Origin of the sequence: Pseudomonas petrae (assembly GCF_021728295.1) — a bacterium.
GTDB lineage: Bacteria > Pseudomonadota > Gammaproteobacteria > Pseudomonadales > Pseudomonadaceae > Aquipseudomonas > Aquipseudomonas petrae.
Genome location: NZ_JAKJXE010000006.1, coordinates 48855 through 64182 on the forward strand (window position 1 = coordinate 48855; position 15328 = coordinate 64182).

General features: G+C 60.6%; 14 protein-coding genes. 7 read left to right on the forward strand and 7 right to left on the reverse strand.

Annotated features, from left to right (window positions below):
* Window positions 1-50: 50 nt before the first annotated feature.
* A complete protein-coding gene (gene katE / locus L4G42_RS11750) occupies window positions 51-2210 on the reverse strand; it encodes a catalase HPII (protein ID WP_237250261.1) in 2160 nt (719 codons plus the stop codon).
* A gap of 381 nt (window positions 2211-2591) precedes the next feature.
* On the opposite strand from katE, the gene L4G42_RS11755 reads away from it, so the two are divergent.
* The 3 genes from L4G42_RS11755 (at window position 2592) to L4G42_RS11765 (ending at window position 5112) form a co-directional block, all read left to right on the forward strand.
* Window positions 2592-3599 carry a methionine ABC transporter ATP-binding protein gene (locus tag L4G42_RS11755; protein ID WP_237259253.1) on the forward strand — a complete coding sequence of 336 codons (1008 nt, stop codon included), beginning with the start codon at window positions 2592-2594 and terminating at the stop codon, window positions 3597-3599.
* Window positions 3599-4273: a methionine ABC transporter permease gene (locus L4G42_RS11760; protein WP_065987960.1), complete on the forward strand. Its 675-nt coding sequence runs from the start codon at window positions 3599-3601 to the stop codon at window positions 4271-4273. The genes L4G42_RS11755 and L4G42_RS11760 overlap by 1 nt, the downstream gene beginning before the upstream one ends.
* Window positions 4274-4338: 65 nt before the next feature.
* Window positions 4339-5112 carry a MetQ/NlpA family ABC transporter substrate-binding protein gene (locus tag L4G42_RS11765; RefSeq protein ID WP_237250259.1) on the forward strand — a complete coding sequence of 258 codons (774 nt, stop codon included), beginning with the start codon at window positions 4339-4341 and terminating at the stop codon, window positions 5110-5112.
* Window positions 5113-5323: 211 nt separating this feature from the next.
* Here the strand turns inward: L4G42_RS11765 and L4G42_RS11770 are convergent, their stop codons facing one another.
* On the reverse strand, window positions 5324-5956 hold the full coding sequence (locus L4G42_RS11770) for an SCO family protein (protein ID WP_237250258.1): 633 nt from the start codon (window positions 5954-5956) through the stop codon (window positions 5324-5326).
* 150 nt (window positions 5957-6106) lie between these two features.
* Here L4G42_RS11770 and L4G42_RS11775 point away from each other — a divergent pair, with 150 nt between their 5' ends.
* Entirely contained in the window at window positions 6107-6757 is a 651-nt protein-coding gene (locus L4G42_RS11775) for a hypothetical protein (RefSeq protein WP_237250257.1), read from the forward strand.
* A gap of 22 nt (window positions 6758-6779) precedes the next feature.
* On the opposite strand, the gene L4G42_RS11780 is transcribed toward L4G42_RS11775, so the two are convergent.
* The 3 genes from L4G42_RS11780 to L4G42_RS11790 form a co-directional block, all read right to left on the reverse strand.
* Entirely contained in the window at window positions 6780-8309 is a 1530-nt protein-coding gene (locus tag L4G42_RS11780; RefSeq protein WP_237250256.1) for a SulP family inorganic anion transporter, read from the reverse strand.
* Between the two features lie 131 nt (window positions 8310-8440).
* On the reverse strand, window positions 8441-9106 hold the full coding sequence (locus tag L4G42_RS11785) for a carbonic anhydrase (protein WP_419789370.1): 666 nt from the start codon (window positions 9104-9106) through the stop codon (window positions 8441-8443).
* 428 nt (window positions 9107-9534) lie between these two features.
* The gene (locus L4G42_RS11790) at window positions 9535-10593 is read right to left on the reverse strand and encodes a PA0069 family radical SAM protein (RefSeq protein ID WP_237259252.1); all 1059 of its coding nucleotides are present in this window, start codon (window positions 10591-10593) and stop codon (window positions 9535-9537) included.
* Window positions 10594-10787: 194 nt separating this feature from the next.
* On the opposite strand from L4G42_RS11790, the gene L4G42_RS11795 reads away from it, so the two are divergent.
* Complete coding sequence (locus L4G42_RS11795) at window positions 10788-11465, forward strand: dual specificity protein phosphatase family protein (RefSeq protein ID WP_237250253.1); 678 nt, start codon at window positions 10788-10790, stop codon at window positions 11463-11465.
* Between the two features lie 178 nt (window positions 11466-11643).
* On the opposite strand, the gene L4G42_RS11800 is transcribed toward L4G42_RS11795, so the two are convergent.
* Entirely contained in the window at window positions 11644-11931 is a 288-nt protein-coding gene (locus tag L4G42_RS11800) for a YheV family putative zinc ribbon protein (RefSeq protein ID WP_237250252.1), read from the reverse strand.
* Entirely contained in the window at window positions 11928-13979 is a 2052-nt protein-coding gene (gene prlC, locus L4G42_RS11805; RefSeq protein WP_237250251.1) for an oligopeptidase A, read from the reverse strand. The genes L4G42_RS11800 and prlC overlap by 4 nt, the downstream gene beginning before the upstream one ends.
* A gap of 90 nt (window positions 13980-14069) precedes the next feature.
* Here prlC and L4G42_RS11810 point away from each other — a divergent pair, with 90 nt between their 5' ends.
* Window positions 14070-14618 carry a gamma carbonic anhydrase family protein gene (locus tag L4G42_RS11810; RefSeq protein ID WP_065987984.1) on the forward strand — a complete coding sequence of 183 codons (549 nt, stop codon included), beginning with the start codon at window positions 14070-14072 and terminating at the stop codon, window positions 14616-14618.
* 8 nt (window positions 14619-14626) lie between these two features.
* On the forward strand, window positions 14627-15277 hold the full coding sequence (locus tag L4G42_RS11815; RefSeq protein WP_237250250.1) for an HAD family hydrolase: 651 nt from the start codon (window positions 14627-14629) through the stop codon (window positions 15275-15277).
* Window positions 15278-15328 lie beyond the last annotated feature (51 nt).

A 15328-nucleotide genomic window follows, 5' to 3' on the forward strand; every position in this document is an offset into this window, starting at 1 on the left:
GCGTTGCCCTCGCGGGCAACGCCTTTTTTGTTACGCGCTAGTCCTGCAAGTTATGCAGGAATCGCCTTCGCCTTTGGCTCACGTGCCCAAACGCGATGTTGCTGGATCGCATCGAAAAACGCCTTGAACGAGGCGCTGTCCGAGACTGCCAGCAAGCCCGCATCGGCTTCCAAACGGAGCAGGTCGATCAGTTTCTGGGCGTCACCGCCGTAAGCAATGGCTTTGAGGTGCTTGTAGGCCTCAAGCACGTAATGCAGTGCCACGCCGTCGCCACTCAGGGCCTTGATCGAAGCGTCGCCGCCGGGGATGAAGACGGCGTCGAACGCGACCGATGGCAAACCTTCCATCGAAGCATCAACGGCCAGGGACGCACCACTCGCGGTTTTAACCGGCGCGGAGGTAGGGCCCAACACCTTGGCGTGTGCGCCTTCGGCTTCCAGCGCCGCTTTCATCGCCGCTACAGCTTTGTCGTCGACGCCATTGGCAACCAAGATGGCAACTTTGCGCGAAGCAATGTCGGCAGGCAGCAGGTTCGCCTGGCTCAGCAGTGGCGACTTGTCGACGGTCAACTTGCCGTTGCTTTGCGCCTGGACAGTCGGGGCGGTCGGCGCTGGCAAGCCAAGATTTTCAGCCACACGTTTAGCCAGGGTGAGGTCGATGTTCGCGAGAATCTCGTTCACCTGACGCGCGCGGATGTGCTCACGCTCCACCTTGCCCAGCTCGAAGCTGTAGGCCGCGATGATGTGCTCTTTCTCGTGTTCGCTCATGCTGTTGAAGAACAGCGTGGCCTGCGAGAAGTGATCGCCAAAGGAAGGGCTACGCTCACGCACCTTGTGTGCTTCGACGCGTTCTGGATACGTCTCGAAGCCGCCATCCTGCGGACCAGCGGGCGTTTCTTTCGGCCAGCCGCCGTCGATCGAGTTTGGCTCGTAGGAAGCGCGACCCTTGTCGATGGTGGTGCGGTGCTGAGCGTCGCGCTGGTTATTGTGGTTCGGCGAGACCGGACGGTTGATCGGAATCTCGTGGAAGTTCGGCCCACCCAGTCGGCTGATTTGCGTATCGGTGTAGGAAAACAGCCGACCTTGCAGCAGCGGATCGTTGGAGAAGTCGATACCCGGCACGACGTGGCCTGGGCAGAACGCAACCTGCTCGGTCTCGGCAAAGTAGTTGTCCGGGTTACGGTTGAGCACCATCTTGCCCAGCGGCGTCACCGGCACCAGCTCTTCCGGGATGATTTTGGTCGGGTCGAGAAGGTCGAAGTCAAACTTGTGCTCGTCTTCCTCGGCGACAATCTGTACGCCCAGTTCCCATTCCGGGTAATCACCCGTCTCGATCGACTCCCACAGGTCGCGGCGATGGAAGTCGGTGTCCTTGCCCGCGAGCTTCTGCGCTTCGTCCCAGACCAGGGAGCACGTGCCGTACTTGGGCTTCCAGTGGAATTTGACGAACGTGGACTTACCTTCGGTATTGATCATGCGGAAGGTATGGATGCCGAAGCCCTGCATGGAGCGCAGGCTTTTCGGGATCGCACGGTCGGACATGGTCCACAGCACCATGTGCGCGGATTCCGGCACCAGGGAAACGAAGTCCCAGAACGTGTCGTGAGCAGAGCCGCCCGTAGGGATTTCGTTGTGAGGCTCTGGCTTCACCGCATGTACGAAATCGGGAAACTTGATGGCGTCCTGAATGAAGAACACCGGCATGTTGTTGCCGACCAGGTCGTAGTTGCCTTCGCCGGTATAGAACTTGACCGCGAAACCCCGTACGTCACGGACAGTATCGCCGGAGCCGCGTGGGCCTTGAACCGTAGAAAAACGAACGAACACCGGGGTTTTCTTGCCCGGATCGCGCAGGAATTCGGCCTTGGACAGCGCGGAATGGTTCTCGTAGGTCTGGAAGTAACCGTGAGCCGCCGTACCGCGCGCGTGGACGATGCGCTCTGGAATGCGTTCATGGTCAAAGTGAGTGATCTTCTCGCGCATGATGAAGTCTTCGAGCAGCGATGGGCCGCGCGATCCGACTTTCAGCGTGTTCTGGTTGTCGGAGATCTTTACGCCCTGATTGGTGCGCAAAGCCTCACCGGTAGCGTCGGAGCGGAACGTTTCGAGACTTTCAACCTTAGCGTTGGTGTTGCCACGGTCCAGCGTGTCAGTGCCCGCCAGCTCACTGTTGGCGTTGGGGCTAACAGGTGGATTGGTGTTCTTACTCATCAGACAAAACTCCTCGGTTCAGACGGCTCCTCGTTCGGCGTTCCATGGTGTGGAGGCAGCAGGAGCTCGTAGGCGGAAATGCCTGACACGAGGTCAGGCATTATTCAGGCGCTAAGTAAGTGACTGACGATGAAAACAGCCGTTCCGTTTGTTTTTTCGATTCTTCAATTTCCAGCGCCAGCCTGACAGTCGGCCATCCATATGACCGTTCGGCAGGTGAAGTGCGAAATAAATGCTAAGAATGCTGGGCCCAACCCGGATTCGACAGGCTAAAATGCGCGCCCGGTTTACCCAGCCGAAGCCGAAATGGCATCGCTCAGCAGCGTGATGAAGGCAGTAGCCCTACGCTGATTTTTCAACGCGCCCCACAAGGTTCGCTCCGTGATCGAGTTTCAAAACGTCCACAAAACCTATCGGGTCGCCGACCGGGAAATTCCCGCGCTGCACTCCACCAGCCTGCGCATCGAAAACGGCCAGGTGTTTGGTCTGATCGGCCACTCCGGCGCCGGCAAGAGCACGATGCTGCGCCTGATCAACCGCCTTGAAGCGCCGAGCGGCGGCAAGATCCTGGTCGATGACGTCGATGTCACCGCGCTGGATGCCGACGGTCTGCGCGGCTTCCGCCGTCAGGTCGGCATGATTTTCCAGCACTTCAATCTGCTGTCGTCAAAGACGGTGGCCGACAACGTCGCCATGCCGCTGACGCTGGCCGGGGACATTTCCCGCGCGCAGATCGATCAGCGCGTGGCCGAGTTGCTGGCACGCGTGGGTCTTTCCGACCACGCCAGAAAATACCCGGCGCAATTGTCCGGCGGTCAGAAGCAACGCGTCGGCATCGCCCGCGCGCTGGCAACCAAGCCGAAGATTCTGCTGTGCGATGAGGCCACCAGCGCCCTTGACCCGCAAACCACGGCGTCGGTGTTGCAGCTGCTGGCCGAGATCAATCGAGAGCTGAAGCTGACCATCGTGCTGATCACTCACGAAATGGACGTGATCCGTCGCGTCTGCGATCAGGTGGCGGTCATGGATGCTGGCGTGATCGTCGAGCAGGGCGCTGTGGCCGATGTGTTTCTGCACCCCAAGCACCCGACCACTCGCCGCTTTGTGCAGGAAGACGAAGAGGTCGACGAAAACCAGCTGAACAGCGATTTCGTCCATGTTCAGGGCCGCATCGTGCGCCTGACGTTCCAGGGCGAAGCGACCTACGCGCCATTGCTGGGTACGGTCGCGCGGGAAACCGGCGTGGACTACAGCATTCTGGCCGGCCGTATCGACCGCATCAAAGACACGCCTTACGGGCAACTGACGCTGGCCATCACCGGTGGTGACATGGACGCCGCGTTTGCCCGCTTCACCGCAGCCGACGTTCACATGGAGGTCCTGCGCTGATGGACACCTTTCTCAACCTGTTTTCCAACGTCGACTGGTACGAGATCTGGCTGGCGACCGGCGACACCCTGATCATGCTCGGCGTGTCGCTTGCCTTCACCGTCCTGCTGGGCTTACCGCTTGGCGTGCTGATGTTCCTGACCTCGCCGCGTCAGTTGCTTGAGAACAAGCCGGTTTACACCACCGTGGGCTTGATCGTGAACATGCTGCGGGCGTTGCCGTTCATCATCCTGCTGATCGTGATGATGCCGCTGACGGAAATCATCACCGGCACCTCGCTGGGCATTCTCGGTACGCTGCCGCCATTGATTGCAGGCGCCACGCCATTCTTCGCGCGACTGGTGGAAACCGCGCTGCGGGAAGTGGATCGCGGCATCATCGAGGCCACTCAGGCGATGGGCGCAACAACCCGGCAGATCGTGATCAAGGCGCTGTTGCCTGAGGCGCGCCCGGGCATCCTCGCAGCAATCACCGTGACGGCGATTGCGCTGGTGTCGTTCACGGCCATGGCCGGTGCGGTCGGCGCAGGAGGCCTGGGCGATCTGGCGATTCGCTACGGTTACCAACGCTTCCAGAACGATGTGATGTTTGTAACGGTCGTATTGCTGCTGGTGCTGGTGCAGATCCTGCAAACCGTCGGCGACAGACTGGTCGCGCACTTTTCACACCGTTAACCGAATTCGCCGGTCACTGACCGGCAGATGCACGCCGCTGCGCGTGCGTCTCAGGAGTAGTAGAAATGAAAAAGTTGTTGGCTGTATTCGCTGCTGTGGCGGCCCTGTCTGCCCATGCTGATGAGACCTTGACCGTGGCGGCCTCCGCCGTGCCCCACGCCGAGATTCTCGAGTTCGTGAAGCCGATGCTGGCGAAGGAAGGCGTGACGCTGAACGTGAAAGTGTTCAACGATTACATTCAGCCGAACGTGCAGGTCGACCAGAACCGTATGGACGCCAACTTCTTCCAGCACCAGCCGTATCTGGATGAGTTCAACAAGGGCAAGGGCACGCATCTGGTGAGTGTGGCCAAGGTTCACATCGAGCCGTTTGGCGCCTACTCGGACAAACTGAAGAGTCTGGCCGAGCTGCCGGATGGCGCTAACGTGGCCATCCCGAATGACGCCACCAACGAGGGCCGTGCCCTGTTGCTGCTGGTCAAGGCCGGTCTGATTACCTTGAAGGACCCGACCAGCATCACCGCCAAGCCAAGCGACGTGCAGCAGAACCCGAAGAACCTGAAATTCCGCGAGCTGGAAGCCGCGACCCTGCCACGCGTACTGACGCAGGTGGACCTGGCGCTGATCAACACCAACTACGCCCTGACCGCCAAGCTTGATCCGACCAAGGATGCGCTGATCATCGAAGGGCAGGAATCGCCTTACGCGAACATCCTGGTGACCCGCGAAGACAATAAAGATGCCCCGGCCATCCAGAAACTGGTCGCCGCGCTGCACAGCCCGGAAACCAAGGCGTTCATCGTTGAGACGTACAAAGGCGCCGTGGTTCCGGCGTTCTGATCGCGCCGTTAGGCGGGTGGCGTCGCGGGAGCCGGCGCCTACAGATAGTGCACAAGCTCCGATTGATCATCCGCCACGACCCCGTGTAGGAGCGCGCTTGCCCGCGAAGACTGAGGTACAGACGATAGAGATATATCGGATGTAACGACCATTTCCATTTCGCGGGCAAGCGCGCTCCTACCATGATCGGCAACGCCGACATCATCAGTCCTTACTTCCTCTCAACCAGCCCAGGCAACTGCGCCACCAGCTTCTGGCTGTTCAGCGGCGCGCGGATGAAGCCGCGTTGGGTGCCGTCGGGTCCGAGGAGGGCGAGGTTGCCGCTGTGGTCGACCGTGTAGTTCTGCTTGCTGGTGTCCGCCGGGATGTACGGGATGCTCACGGCATTCGCCAGCTTCTGCAGCGTATCGACCGGCGCCCTTAGGCCGACGAACTGCTTGTCGAAATAACCCAGGTATTGCTTGAGCTGTTGCGGGGTGTCGCGATCGGGATCGACGCTGACCAGCACGATCCGCAGTTTGTCGACGGCCTCACTGGGCAGCTCGCTTTTGATCTGACGCAGTTGGGCAAGGGTAGTCGGGCAGATGTCCGGGCAGAACGTGTAGCCGAAGAACAGCACCGTCCATTTGCCCTTCAACTGGCTCAATAAAAGCGGCTGGCCGTCCTGATCGGTGAGCGAAAGATCCGGCACATTGCGGCTCTGCGGGAGAAGGATGATCCCTGCATCGACAAGCGCGGTCTGGTCGCCCTGGTCAGTTCCGGACAGCGTACGGTAGACGGTCAAGCCAAGCACCAGCGCCACAAGGGCCGCCAGGATGAAAACGGTTTTCTGGGTTCGGGTCATGAGTTCAGCCCATAAGTGGTCCACGAGCGCGCGATTATGCACATAACCATGAAGCTGTTATGACAATTACGTCTTAGCGTCATTTGTGGGCAAGCTAAGGTATGGACTTCCCTATAATGACCGCCTGGTTTCACTGCCTATGGAGCATCCATGAACACCGCCGCATTGCGCGAGCAGATCACCCGAGCCCAAGAACACGAAAACCAATCCGGTCAGCTAGCGCGCCAGTTGGAGTCGCAACTTCCTCATCTGCACCCGTCCATTCACCTGCCTGACGTAGACGCGCGAGGCGTGCTGACGCGTTTCGTCATCGCCTACATCGGTCAGGTGCCGGACTTGCTGGACGCCGCCCATGACGTCGCGTTGCAGGCGGGCATTGAAAGCCAGATCAAGCCGGTCCTGAAAATCGCCGAGCAATTCTTCAGCGCGCCGCCCGCCATCATGGCGGGCCACGAAGGGCTGGATGGGCTGTTGGATGAGGCGTATCTGGCCCACCGTCTGGTGGAGGAAGTGAATGATCTGTACATCAAGCATTTCGGCCAGCCGTTGATACCGATGAACACCACCGTGGCCAGCGTCATCGCGCACCAATTGATCGGCGAATCGTTCGCCAACCAGCTGGACGAAGTGGTGCATCACGCCATCGACGAAATGCTCAACGACGACAGTTTCTCGCTGGAATCGGTGGAAGCCTACCGCGAGCGCCTCGCCAGCCCGGACACCGACGCGGCGTGGAAGCGCTGGCCCAGCCTGTCACGTCAGCTGGGCGTGGGGCTTGAGCTAGAGTGCGGGAAAGACTGATCCCGCACACCCTTTACCCGCCTCAGTGCAGCGCTGCCCCTCCGATCGACGTGCGGATCCTTCCCTCCACGCGACGCTTGAGCAGCCGTTGCTCCAACAGCAAACGCGAGCCCTGCGCTGCGTTGGCGCGGCCCCATTCTTCCAGCAACTCCAGGCAGGAATGGTCGATGTAGGTCAGGTTACCCAGCGGCACATGCAGCGTGGTGCCGGGCGGTACGGTTTCCAGCGTCTGCGTCAGCGCCGGCACCTTGAGGAAGGTGGCCGAACCATTGAGGCGCAGCTCCATTTCCCCCTCGGCCGGCAGGTCGACGAGATTGATCTTCAAGCGCGATGCATTCAGCGCCAGCTTCACCAGGGTCAGGCCAAAGCCGATCAACACGCCGGTCAGCAAGTCGGTCAGGACAATCGCGCTGGCGGTCGCGCCGTAGATGAACATCGGCATGCGGCCATAGCGTCCCAGCCCTTTGAGTGCTTGGACATTCACCAGCTTCACGCCGGTGTAGACCAGCACGCCGGCCAGGCTCGCGACAGGAATGCTCTGCAGCACACTGGACAGCAACAGCACGAACGCCAGCAGCCACAGACCGTGGAACATCGCCGACAGCCGCGTCTTGGCACCCGCCTGCACGTTCGCCGAACTGCGCACGATCACGCCGGTCATCGGCAACGCGCCGACCAGACCGCAGAGCATGTTGCCCACGCCCTGGGCACTAAGCTCCTTGTCGAAGTCCGAACGCTGGCCGTCGTGCATCCGATCCACCGCCGCTGCCGACAACAGGGTTTCAGCGCTGGCAATGAAGGCCACGGCAATCGCCGCGATCAGGATGGCAGGATCAGCCAGGTTCAGCAGGTCTGCGGGGCGCAGCCAGTCGATGGCTTCAGCAAGGTTGGCCGGGACCTCGACGCGCTTGACCTGCAAGCTCATCACCAGACTCACCACCGTCGCAATGCCGACGCCGAGCAACGCGCCTGGCACAAACCGCAGCGCATGGGGGCGACGCTTTTCCCACAGCCACATCACTGCGATGGTCCCCAGCCCGAGAAGACCGGCCTGCATGGCGCTGCCCGGGCCAATGGCGCCGAGAAGGGTTTGCGGGAACGCCACCAGATTATCCAGCCCGGAAGGTTTGGGCCCGCTGTCGAACATGACGTGAACCTGGGAGAGCACGATCAACACGCCGATGCCCGCGAGCATGCCGTACACCACCGCCGGTGCCGTGACGCGAAACCAGCAGCCCAGCTTCAATCGCCCAGCCAACAGCTGCAATGCGCCGGCGAGGAGCAAAATCGGGCCAAGCATGGCCATGCCATGTTCCCGGACCAGCTCGAACACCAGCACCGCCAGACCTGCCGCCGGGCCGCTGACCTGTAGCGGTGAACCCGCCAGCCAGCCGACCACCAGACCGCCAATAATGCCGGTGATCAAACCTTTGGACGGCGGCATACCGGACGCAATGGCTATCCCCATGCACAGCGGCAGGGCCACCAGAAAAACCACCACGGAAGCCAGTAGCTCCCGTGGTAACAACGCTTTCAGATCAGTAGTAGCCATGACGACTCTCCAGAATTCAGACGTGACAACGCCCGGCGGCACGCGCTATGCGCGGCCGCTACGAGCTTGTATGAGGGTGGAAGCGTCAGGGCCGACGCCGCTGCGCTCTGGGGCAGCGGGTCAGCCGGCGATCAATATCGCCCGCGGGGGATCGACGCCATCGGCACTGGATGGTCGCCATCCAGAGGCAGGAAGCAGTCCTGCTCGGCATCGTAGGCGCGGATTTCGCTGGTCTCGATGTCGTAAACCCAACCGTGGATGAACAGCTGACCGCTGGCCAGCTTGGACGCTACGGAAGGGTGCGTGCGCAGATGTTGCAGCTGCGCGATGACGTTTTCTTCGGTGAGCACGTGCATGGTTTCGTGCTCGCTGGTGCAGTTGCAGTTGTCCTGCACAACGGTCTTGGCGACCTCGGCGTGACGCAGCCAGGCTTTGACCGTCGGCATCTTTTCCAGGGTGTCGGGGTTGAGCACGGCGCGCATGGCCCCGCAATCGGAGTGACCACAAACGATGATGTGCTGCACGCCCAAGGCCAGGACGGCGTATTCAATAGCCGTCGAAACGCCGCCATTCATTGGGCCATAAGGCGGAACGACGTTACCCACGTTACGGGTGACGAACAGGTCGCCTGGCGAGCTTTGGGTGATGAGTTCCGGGACGATGCGCGAGTCGGCGCAGGTGATGAACATGGCCCGGGGATGTTGGGCGGTGGCGAGTTTCTTGAACAGTTCTTCCTGCTGAGGGAAGACGTCATGGCGGAAATGCTTGAAGCCATCAACGATGTGCTTCAGCGCCATTTCGGCGGTTTCCACCTGAGGCGTTACGCCTGTCGTCGCAGCCTGAGGCTGCTTATCCTGGTCACTCATGTTTCATCCTCTCTGACGGATTTAAGTGGATTTTCCGGCGAACCCTGTGGATGACCCACTTTTTTCTGGCCTTCGTACGACTTTTTTCCTACAAGGCCAATCGGTCACTTCCGACTCACCTTAACGACGCAAACTTAATTGAAACTGAATGCGTGGCTCTAGATCGCGGGTCTTGCGTTAGAAAATCTAATCCGCAAGCTCGCGGCGAAAGCTGCAGGAGCGCGCTTGCCCGCGAACGCTTGCGGTCAGTTGCCGTTTTTTTTACTGACAGACCGCAATCGCGGGCAAGCGCGCTCCTACAGTGGCAACGCGTCTTACGCAGCGAGATCAGCATCTCGCGCTGTAAGACGCCCGTGGAGTCACAACAGCGACATCTGACCGCCAGGCGGGCAAAACGCGCTGCAGTCCAGCTGAAAACTCTCCCGCCGGTTCAGGCCGTGCTTTTTGATGGCGAGGCTGTAACGCTGCGCCAGCAGTTCGGCGAACACCCCCTCACCGCGCATTCGCGAGCCGAAGCGGCTGTCGTAGACCTCGCCGCCGCGGCTCTGTCGTACCAGGCTCATCACATGCTCGGCTCTTTGCGGATAATGCGCCTGGAGCCACTCTTCGAACAACGGGGCGACCTCCAGCGGCAGGCGCAGCATCACATAGCTCGCACTCAACGCGCCGGCGGCCTTGGCCTCGGCCATCAGCTTTTCCAGCTCCATGTCATTGATCATCGGAATCATCGGCGCCAGCAAAACGCCCACCGGCACGCCGGCATCGCGCAACACCCGGATCGCCCGCAGCCTGGCCTTGGGCGCGGCAGCACGGGGCTCAAGGATGCGCTTGAGCTCATCGTCCAGCGTCGTAAGGCTGATGAACACTGATACCAGCCGCAGCTTTGCCAGCTCGGCCAACAGGTCCAGATCCCGAAGAATCAGCGAGCCTTTGGTGATGATCGTCACCGGATGGCGATAGCGCAGCAGCACTTCCAGCGTCGCCCGGCTCAATTTGTATTCGCGCTCGATGGGCTGATACGGATCGGTGTTCGCGCCCAGGGTGATCGGCGCAACGCTGTAGCCAGGCTTGGAGAGCTGTTGCTCCAGCAGGGCAGCAGCATTGGTTTTGGCGATTAGTTTGGTTTCGAAGTCCAGCCCCGGCGACATGTCCCAATAGGCGTGGCTCGGCCGGGCGTAACAATAAATACAACCGTGCTCGCATCCCCGGTACGGATTGATGGAGCGGTCGAAGGGGATGTCGGGCGACGAGTTGCGCGCGATGATGCTCTTGGCGGTTTCCAGCGTGACAGTGGTGCCCTGGGTCAGCGGCACTTCCTGATACCAGCCGTCGTCTTCGGCCACGGATCGGTTGGGCGCAAATCGGTTATGCGGGTTGGTCGCGGTGCCGCGCCCGCGTGGGGGCAAGTGAATGGACATGACGGCTCCTCGATAACTGGTTATGCATACAGTATCGCGAAACGCTCATGCCCTTCACGCGCAGACCCGGAAAAACATCCCGGCGCCGATCAACGGCTTTCACCAACTTTTGACACGCGCCTCACAGCGCCTTGACCCTGGGCAGCGAAAACTTGCCCCATCGATAAATGGCTGGTTTCCACGGTACGTCTTTCATGCGCCTTCGCCCGCTCGCTGCTCAACTCCTCCTGCTGCTGGCCGTGTCATCTGCCTCTCTCGCTCAAGCCGAGGATGTTTCACCGGCGCAATCGTCACGCCCGGCGCAGTGGGCACAACTCGTCGACCCGCACTACAACCTTTACCAGATCACCCCGACGCTTTACCGCAGTCGCCAGCCGGACGCAGCAGCACAGCCGCTTCTGCAGCGGCTTGGCGTGCACACGGTGATCAACTTCCTCAAGGAAAGTGACAGCAAATGGCTGTCTGACACCTCCGTGGAGCAGGTGCAGATTCCGCTGCAGGTGGTGCATATTGACGACGCCGACGTAATCGAAAGCCTGCGGGCTATCCAGACCGCGCAGCAAAACGGGCCGGTGCTGATTCATTGCAAGCACGGCCTGGACCGAACCGGTCTGGTGGCAGCGATGTACCGCATCGTCGCCCAGGGCTGGAGCAAACAGGCAGCGCTGGATGAGATGGAACACGGCGGTTACGGCGACGAAGACAGCCTCAAGCGCGGGATTGCCTACATCAACAATGTCGATGTGGCGGCGCTGAAGTCGGCGATGGACACGGGTGCATGCAGCACAAGCGTGTTTGCCCGCTGCTCGGTCAAGGGCTGGTTTGAGAAAACCGATGTGATGGGGGTGCAGACGATCTTGTGGCGGTTGTGAGGCCGGATACTGCACACATAGTGGGACCGGCTTCAGCCGGGAAGACGTCGGGCATCACACTGCAAAACTGAGGGGTGTTCGCACCGGTCTGTTCCCGGCTAAAGCCGGTCCTACGGAAATGCAGCAAAGCCGGCCCTGCGGAAATGCAGCGCGGCGTATAGACGGACGCCGCGCGATATCAACTCGGATCAACCGGCTTCTTCAGTTTCGGATTCGGGAAAAACTGCACGCCCTGCACCTTAGGATCGGCCGGCTTGACCACAGGCTTGTTCACCCGTGTGCCGAGTTCTTTCGGGATCGACTGCCCTTGCGCATTGAGGGTGTCGGAATAACCACAATGCACGCATTCACGGTGCGGCACGTCGTCTTCGTTCCACATCATCAACTTGTCAGGCTCGCTGCACGCCGGGCAGACCGCCCCGGCGATGAAGCGCTTCTTGGTAACCACCTGCGGTGTTTCGGTCATGCTGCCGCTTCCTCACTCAAGCCCGAATGACGCAAGAGTGCGTCAATCGACGGCTCGCGTCCGCGGAAGTCGACGAACAGCACCATCGGCGCCTGGGAACCGCCGCGCGCCAGAATGGCCTCACGGAACGCGCGACCGGTCTGCTCGTTGAACACGCCTTCTTCCTCGAACTTCGAGAAGGCATCGGCAGACAGTACTTCAGCCCACTTGTAGCTGTAATAGCCCGCCGCATAGCCGCCGGCAAAGATGTGCGCGAAGCTGTTCGGGAAGCGGTTGTACGCAGGCGGACGCATCACCGACACCTCGTCACGCACGCCTTCGAGCACTTGCAGCGTGGTGCGGCCGTCGCCATGGGTGGCATGCAATTCGAAGTCGAACAGTGAGAACTCCAGCTGGCGGACCATCATGAGGCCAGACTGGAAATTCTTCGCCGCCAGCATTTTCTCCAGCAGGTCCTGAGGCAGCGGCTCACCGGTCTCGTAATGGCCGGAGATCAGCGCCAGACCTTCCGGCTCCCAGCACCAGTTTTCCATGAACTGACTTGGCAGCTCGACCGCATCCCAAGCCACGCCATTGATGCCCGACGCGCCCGCGTGTTCGACGCGGGTCAGCAGGTGATGCAGGCCATGGCCAAATTCGTGGAACAGGGTGGTGACTTCATCGTGGGTGAGCAGCGCGGGCTTGCCGCTGACCGCCGGGGTGAAGTTACAGACCAGATTGGCCACCGGGCTTTGCAGTATGCCTTCCGCGGTGCGACGACGATCGCGGGCGCCGTCCATCCATGCGCCGCCACGCTTGTTGGCGCGGGCGTAGAGATCAAAGAAGAAGCGCCCGACATGCTGGCCGTTTTCCTTGATTTCGAACAGGCGAACGTCAGGGTGCCAAGTGTCGAAGCCCTTCTGCTCAGCGATTTCAATGCCGTACAGTTTTTGCACGATCGCGAACAGGCCGGTCAGCACTTTGTCGACCGGGAAGTAGGCGCGCAGGGCTTCCTGGGAGACGCTGTAGCGTTGCTCGCGCAGCTTCTCGCCATAGAAACCGCTGTCCCAGCTTTGCAGGTCCGGGCAGCCTTGTTCGGCGGCATAGGCTTTCAACTGCTGCAGGTCCTGAACGGCAAACGGCTTGCTGCGCTTGGCCAGATCACGCAGGAAGCTGAGGACGTGATCGCTGGACTCGGCCATTTTGGTGGCCAGGCTCAGCTCGGAAAAGCTGGCGAAACCCAGCAGTTTGGCCAGTTCCTTACGAAGGTCGAGAATCTGCTCCATGATCGGGCCGTTGTCGTTTTTGCCTGCGTTCGGACCCTGGTCAGACGCGCGGGTGCAATACGCCGCGTAGACTTCTTCACGCAGCGCGCGGTCTTCGGCGTAGGTCATGACGGCGTAGTAGCTCGGAAACTCGAGCGTAATCAGGTAGCCCTCCAGGTCTTTCGCCTGGGCTGCGGCCGCCATTTGCGCCTTGGCCGAATCGGTCAGGCCGGCGAGGGCAGCTTCGTCAGTAACGTGCTTGCTCCAGGCTTGAGTAGCGTCGAGCAACTGGTTGGAGAACTGGCTGCCCAGTTCGGACAGCTTGCTCTGCACTGCGGCATAGCGTTTTTGCTGTTCCGGCGGCAGATCAATGCCCGACAGGCGGAAGTCGCGCAGCGATTGTTCAAGAATAGTCTTCTGGGCGACGTCGAAATTCGCCGCTTCCGGGCTGTTGGCCAGGGCTTCGAAGGCCTGGAACAGCTCGCGGTTCTGGCCCATTTCGGTCGAGTAGGCGCTCAGTGCCGGCAGGCAAGACTCATAGGCCTCACGCAGTTCCGGGCTGTTGCACACGGCGTTCAGGTGGCTGACCGGACTCCAGGCGGCGCCCAGGCGATCATTGAGTTCGTCCATCGCCAGTACCAGGCCAGCCCATGTAGGCTGCGAACCTTGCTTGGCGAGGATGTCGGCAATCGCGGCGCGGTTGTCGGCGAGAATCTGTTCGATGGCAGGTTTCACATGCTCGGCGCGAATCGCCGAGAAAGGTGGCAGGTCGTAGGATTGCAACAGAGGGTTGTTCGCGCTCACGGTTTGGCACCTTGGCTAAAAGAAACACCCACGCATCTTAATTACAATCGGCGCCGACCGCAGCTATCGGCGCCAGAGAAGGAGCCTATCGTGGCCATTCGCACGTTCCAGAACCACACCCCGGCCCTTGGCGAGCGGGCGTTTGTCGATCATTCGGCGGTTGTAATCGGCGATGTCGAAATCGGCGCCGACAGTTCGGTCTGGCCGCTGACCGTCATCCGTGGCGACATGCACCGCATCCGCATTGGCGCGCGCACCAGCGTGCAGGACGGCAGCGTGCTGCACATCACCCACGCCGGGCCGTTCAATCCCGACGGTTTCCCGCTTTTGATCGGGGATGAAGTGACCATCGGCCACAAAGTGATGCTGCACGGCTGCGCCGTCGGCAATCGCATTTTGATCGGCATGGGCACCACGATCATGGATGGCGCGGTGGTGGAGGACGAGGTAATCATCGGCGCGGGCAGTCTGGTCCCGCCCGGCAAACGCCTCGAGAGTGGGTTTCTCTACGTCGGGCGTCCGGTGAAGCAGATGCGCCCGCTGACCGAAAAAGAGATCGCGTTTTTTCCGTACAGCGCGACCAATTACGTGAAGCTGAAAGACCAACACCTGGCCGAAGGCTTCGACAAACCCTGCTGAGAGCACCCATGCATTACCAGAATATTCTGTTCGACCTGGATGGCACTCTGACCGATCCGCGCGAGGGTATCACCCGTTCCATCCAGTTTGCCTTGAGCAAGCTGGGCATCGACGAACCCGACATTACCAAGCTCGAGCACTTCATCGGCCCGCCACTGTTGCAGCAATTCATGCGCGCCTACGACTTCGACGAAGCGAAGGCCTGGGAAGCTGTGGGGTTTTACCGCGAGCGCTTCAAGGTGACGGGCCTTTACGAGAATCTGGTGTTCGACGGCATTTTCGAACTGCTGGACATGCTGTCGGATCAGGGCCGGACGCTGTTCATCGCGACCTCCAAACCCTGGGTGTTCGCCCATGAAATCGCCCGGCATTTCGACTTCGCGCGCCATTTCAAGTTGATCTATGGCAGCGAGCTGGACGGCACCCGCACTGACAAGGTCGAGCTGATCCGGCACTTGCTGGATAAAGAGCAGCTCGACCCGAAACAGACGCTGATGATCGGCGACCGCAAACACGATTTGATGGGCGGCAAGCGCAACGGCTTGGACGTGGCAGCGGTGGGGTATGGGTTTGGCAGTCGTGACGAGCTGGAAGCCGAGGCGCCGACGTATCATTTTGATTCGGTGAGCGCGCTGCATCAGGCGTTTCTCAAAAGCTGAAAGCACTCAATCTGTAGGAGCGCGCTTGCCCGCGAAAGCACCGGGTCAGCT

What these genes read in the sequence shown, in the direction of transcription:
- katE (WP_237250261.1), bottom strand. Translation starts at nt 2,210, where the DNA reads ATGAGTAAGAACACCAATCCACCTGTTAGCCCCAACGCCAACAGTGAG.
- L4G42_RS11760 (WP_065987960.1), top strand. Translation starts at nt 3,599, where the DNA reads ATGGACACCTTTCTCAACCTGTTTTCCAACGTCGACTGGTACGAGATC.
- L4G42_RS11765 (WP_237250259.1), top strand. Translation starts at nt 4,339, where the DNA reads ATGAAAAAGTTGTTGGCTGTATTCGCTGCTGTGGCGGCCCTGTCTGCC.
- L4G42_RS11770 (WP_237250258.1), bottom strand. Translation starts at nt 5,956, where the DNA reads ATGACCCGAACCCAGAAAACCGTTTTCATCCTGGCGGCCCTTGTGGCG.
- L4G42_RS11775 (WP_237250257.1), top strand. Translation starts at nt 6,107, where the DNA reads ATGAACACCGCCGCATTGCGCGAGCAGATCACCCGAGCCCAAGAACAC.
- L4G42_RS11780 (WP_237250256.1), bottom strand. Translation starts at nt 8,309, where the DNA reads ATGGCTACTACTGATCTGAAAGCGTTGTTACCACGGGAGCTACTGGCT.
- L4G42_RS11785 (WP_419789370.1), bottom strand. Translation starts at nt 9,106, where the DNA reads ATGGCGCTGAAGCACATCGTTGATGGCTTCAAGCATTTCCGCCATGAC.
- L4G42_RS11790 (WP_237259252.1), bottom strand. Translation starts at nt 10,593, where the DNA reads ATGTCCATTCACTTGCCCCCACGCGGGCGCGGCACCGCGACCAACCCG.
- L4G42_RS11795 (WP_237250253.1), top strand. Translation starts at nt 10,788, where the DNA reads ATGCGCCTTCGCCCGCTCGCTGCTCAACTCCTCCTGCTGCTGGCCGTG.
- L4G42_RS11800 (WP_237250252.1), bottom strand. Translation starts at nt 11,931, where the DNA reads ATGACCGAAACACCGCAGGTGGTTACCAAGAAGCGCTTCATCGCCGGG.
- L4G42_RS11815 (WP_237250250.1), top strand. Translation starts at nt 14,627, where the DNA reads ATGCATTACCAGAATATTCTGTTCGACCTGGATGGCACTCTGACCGAT.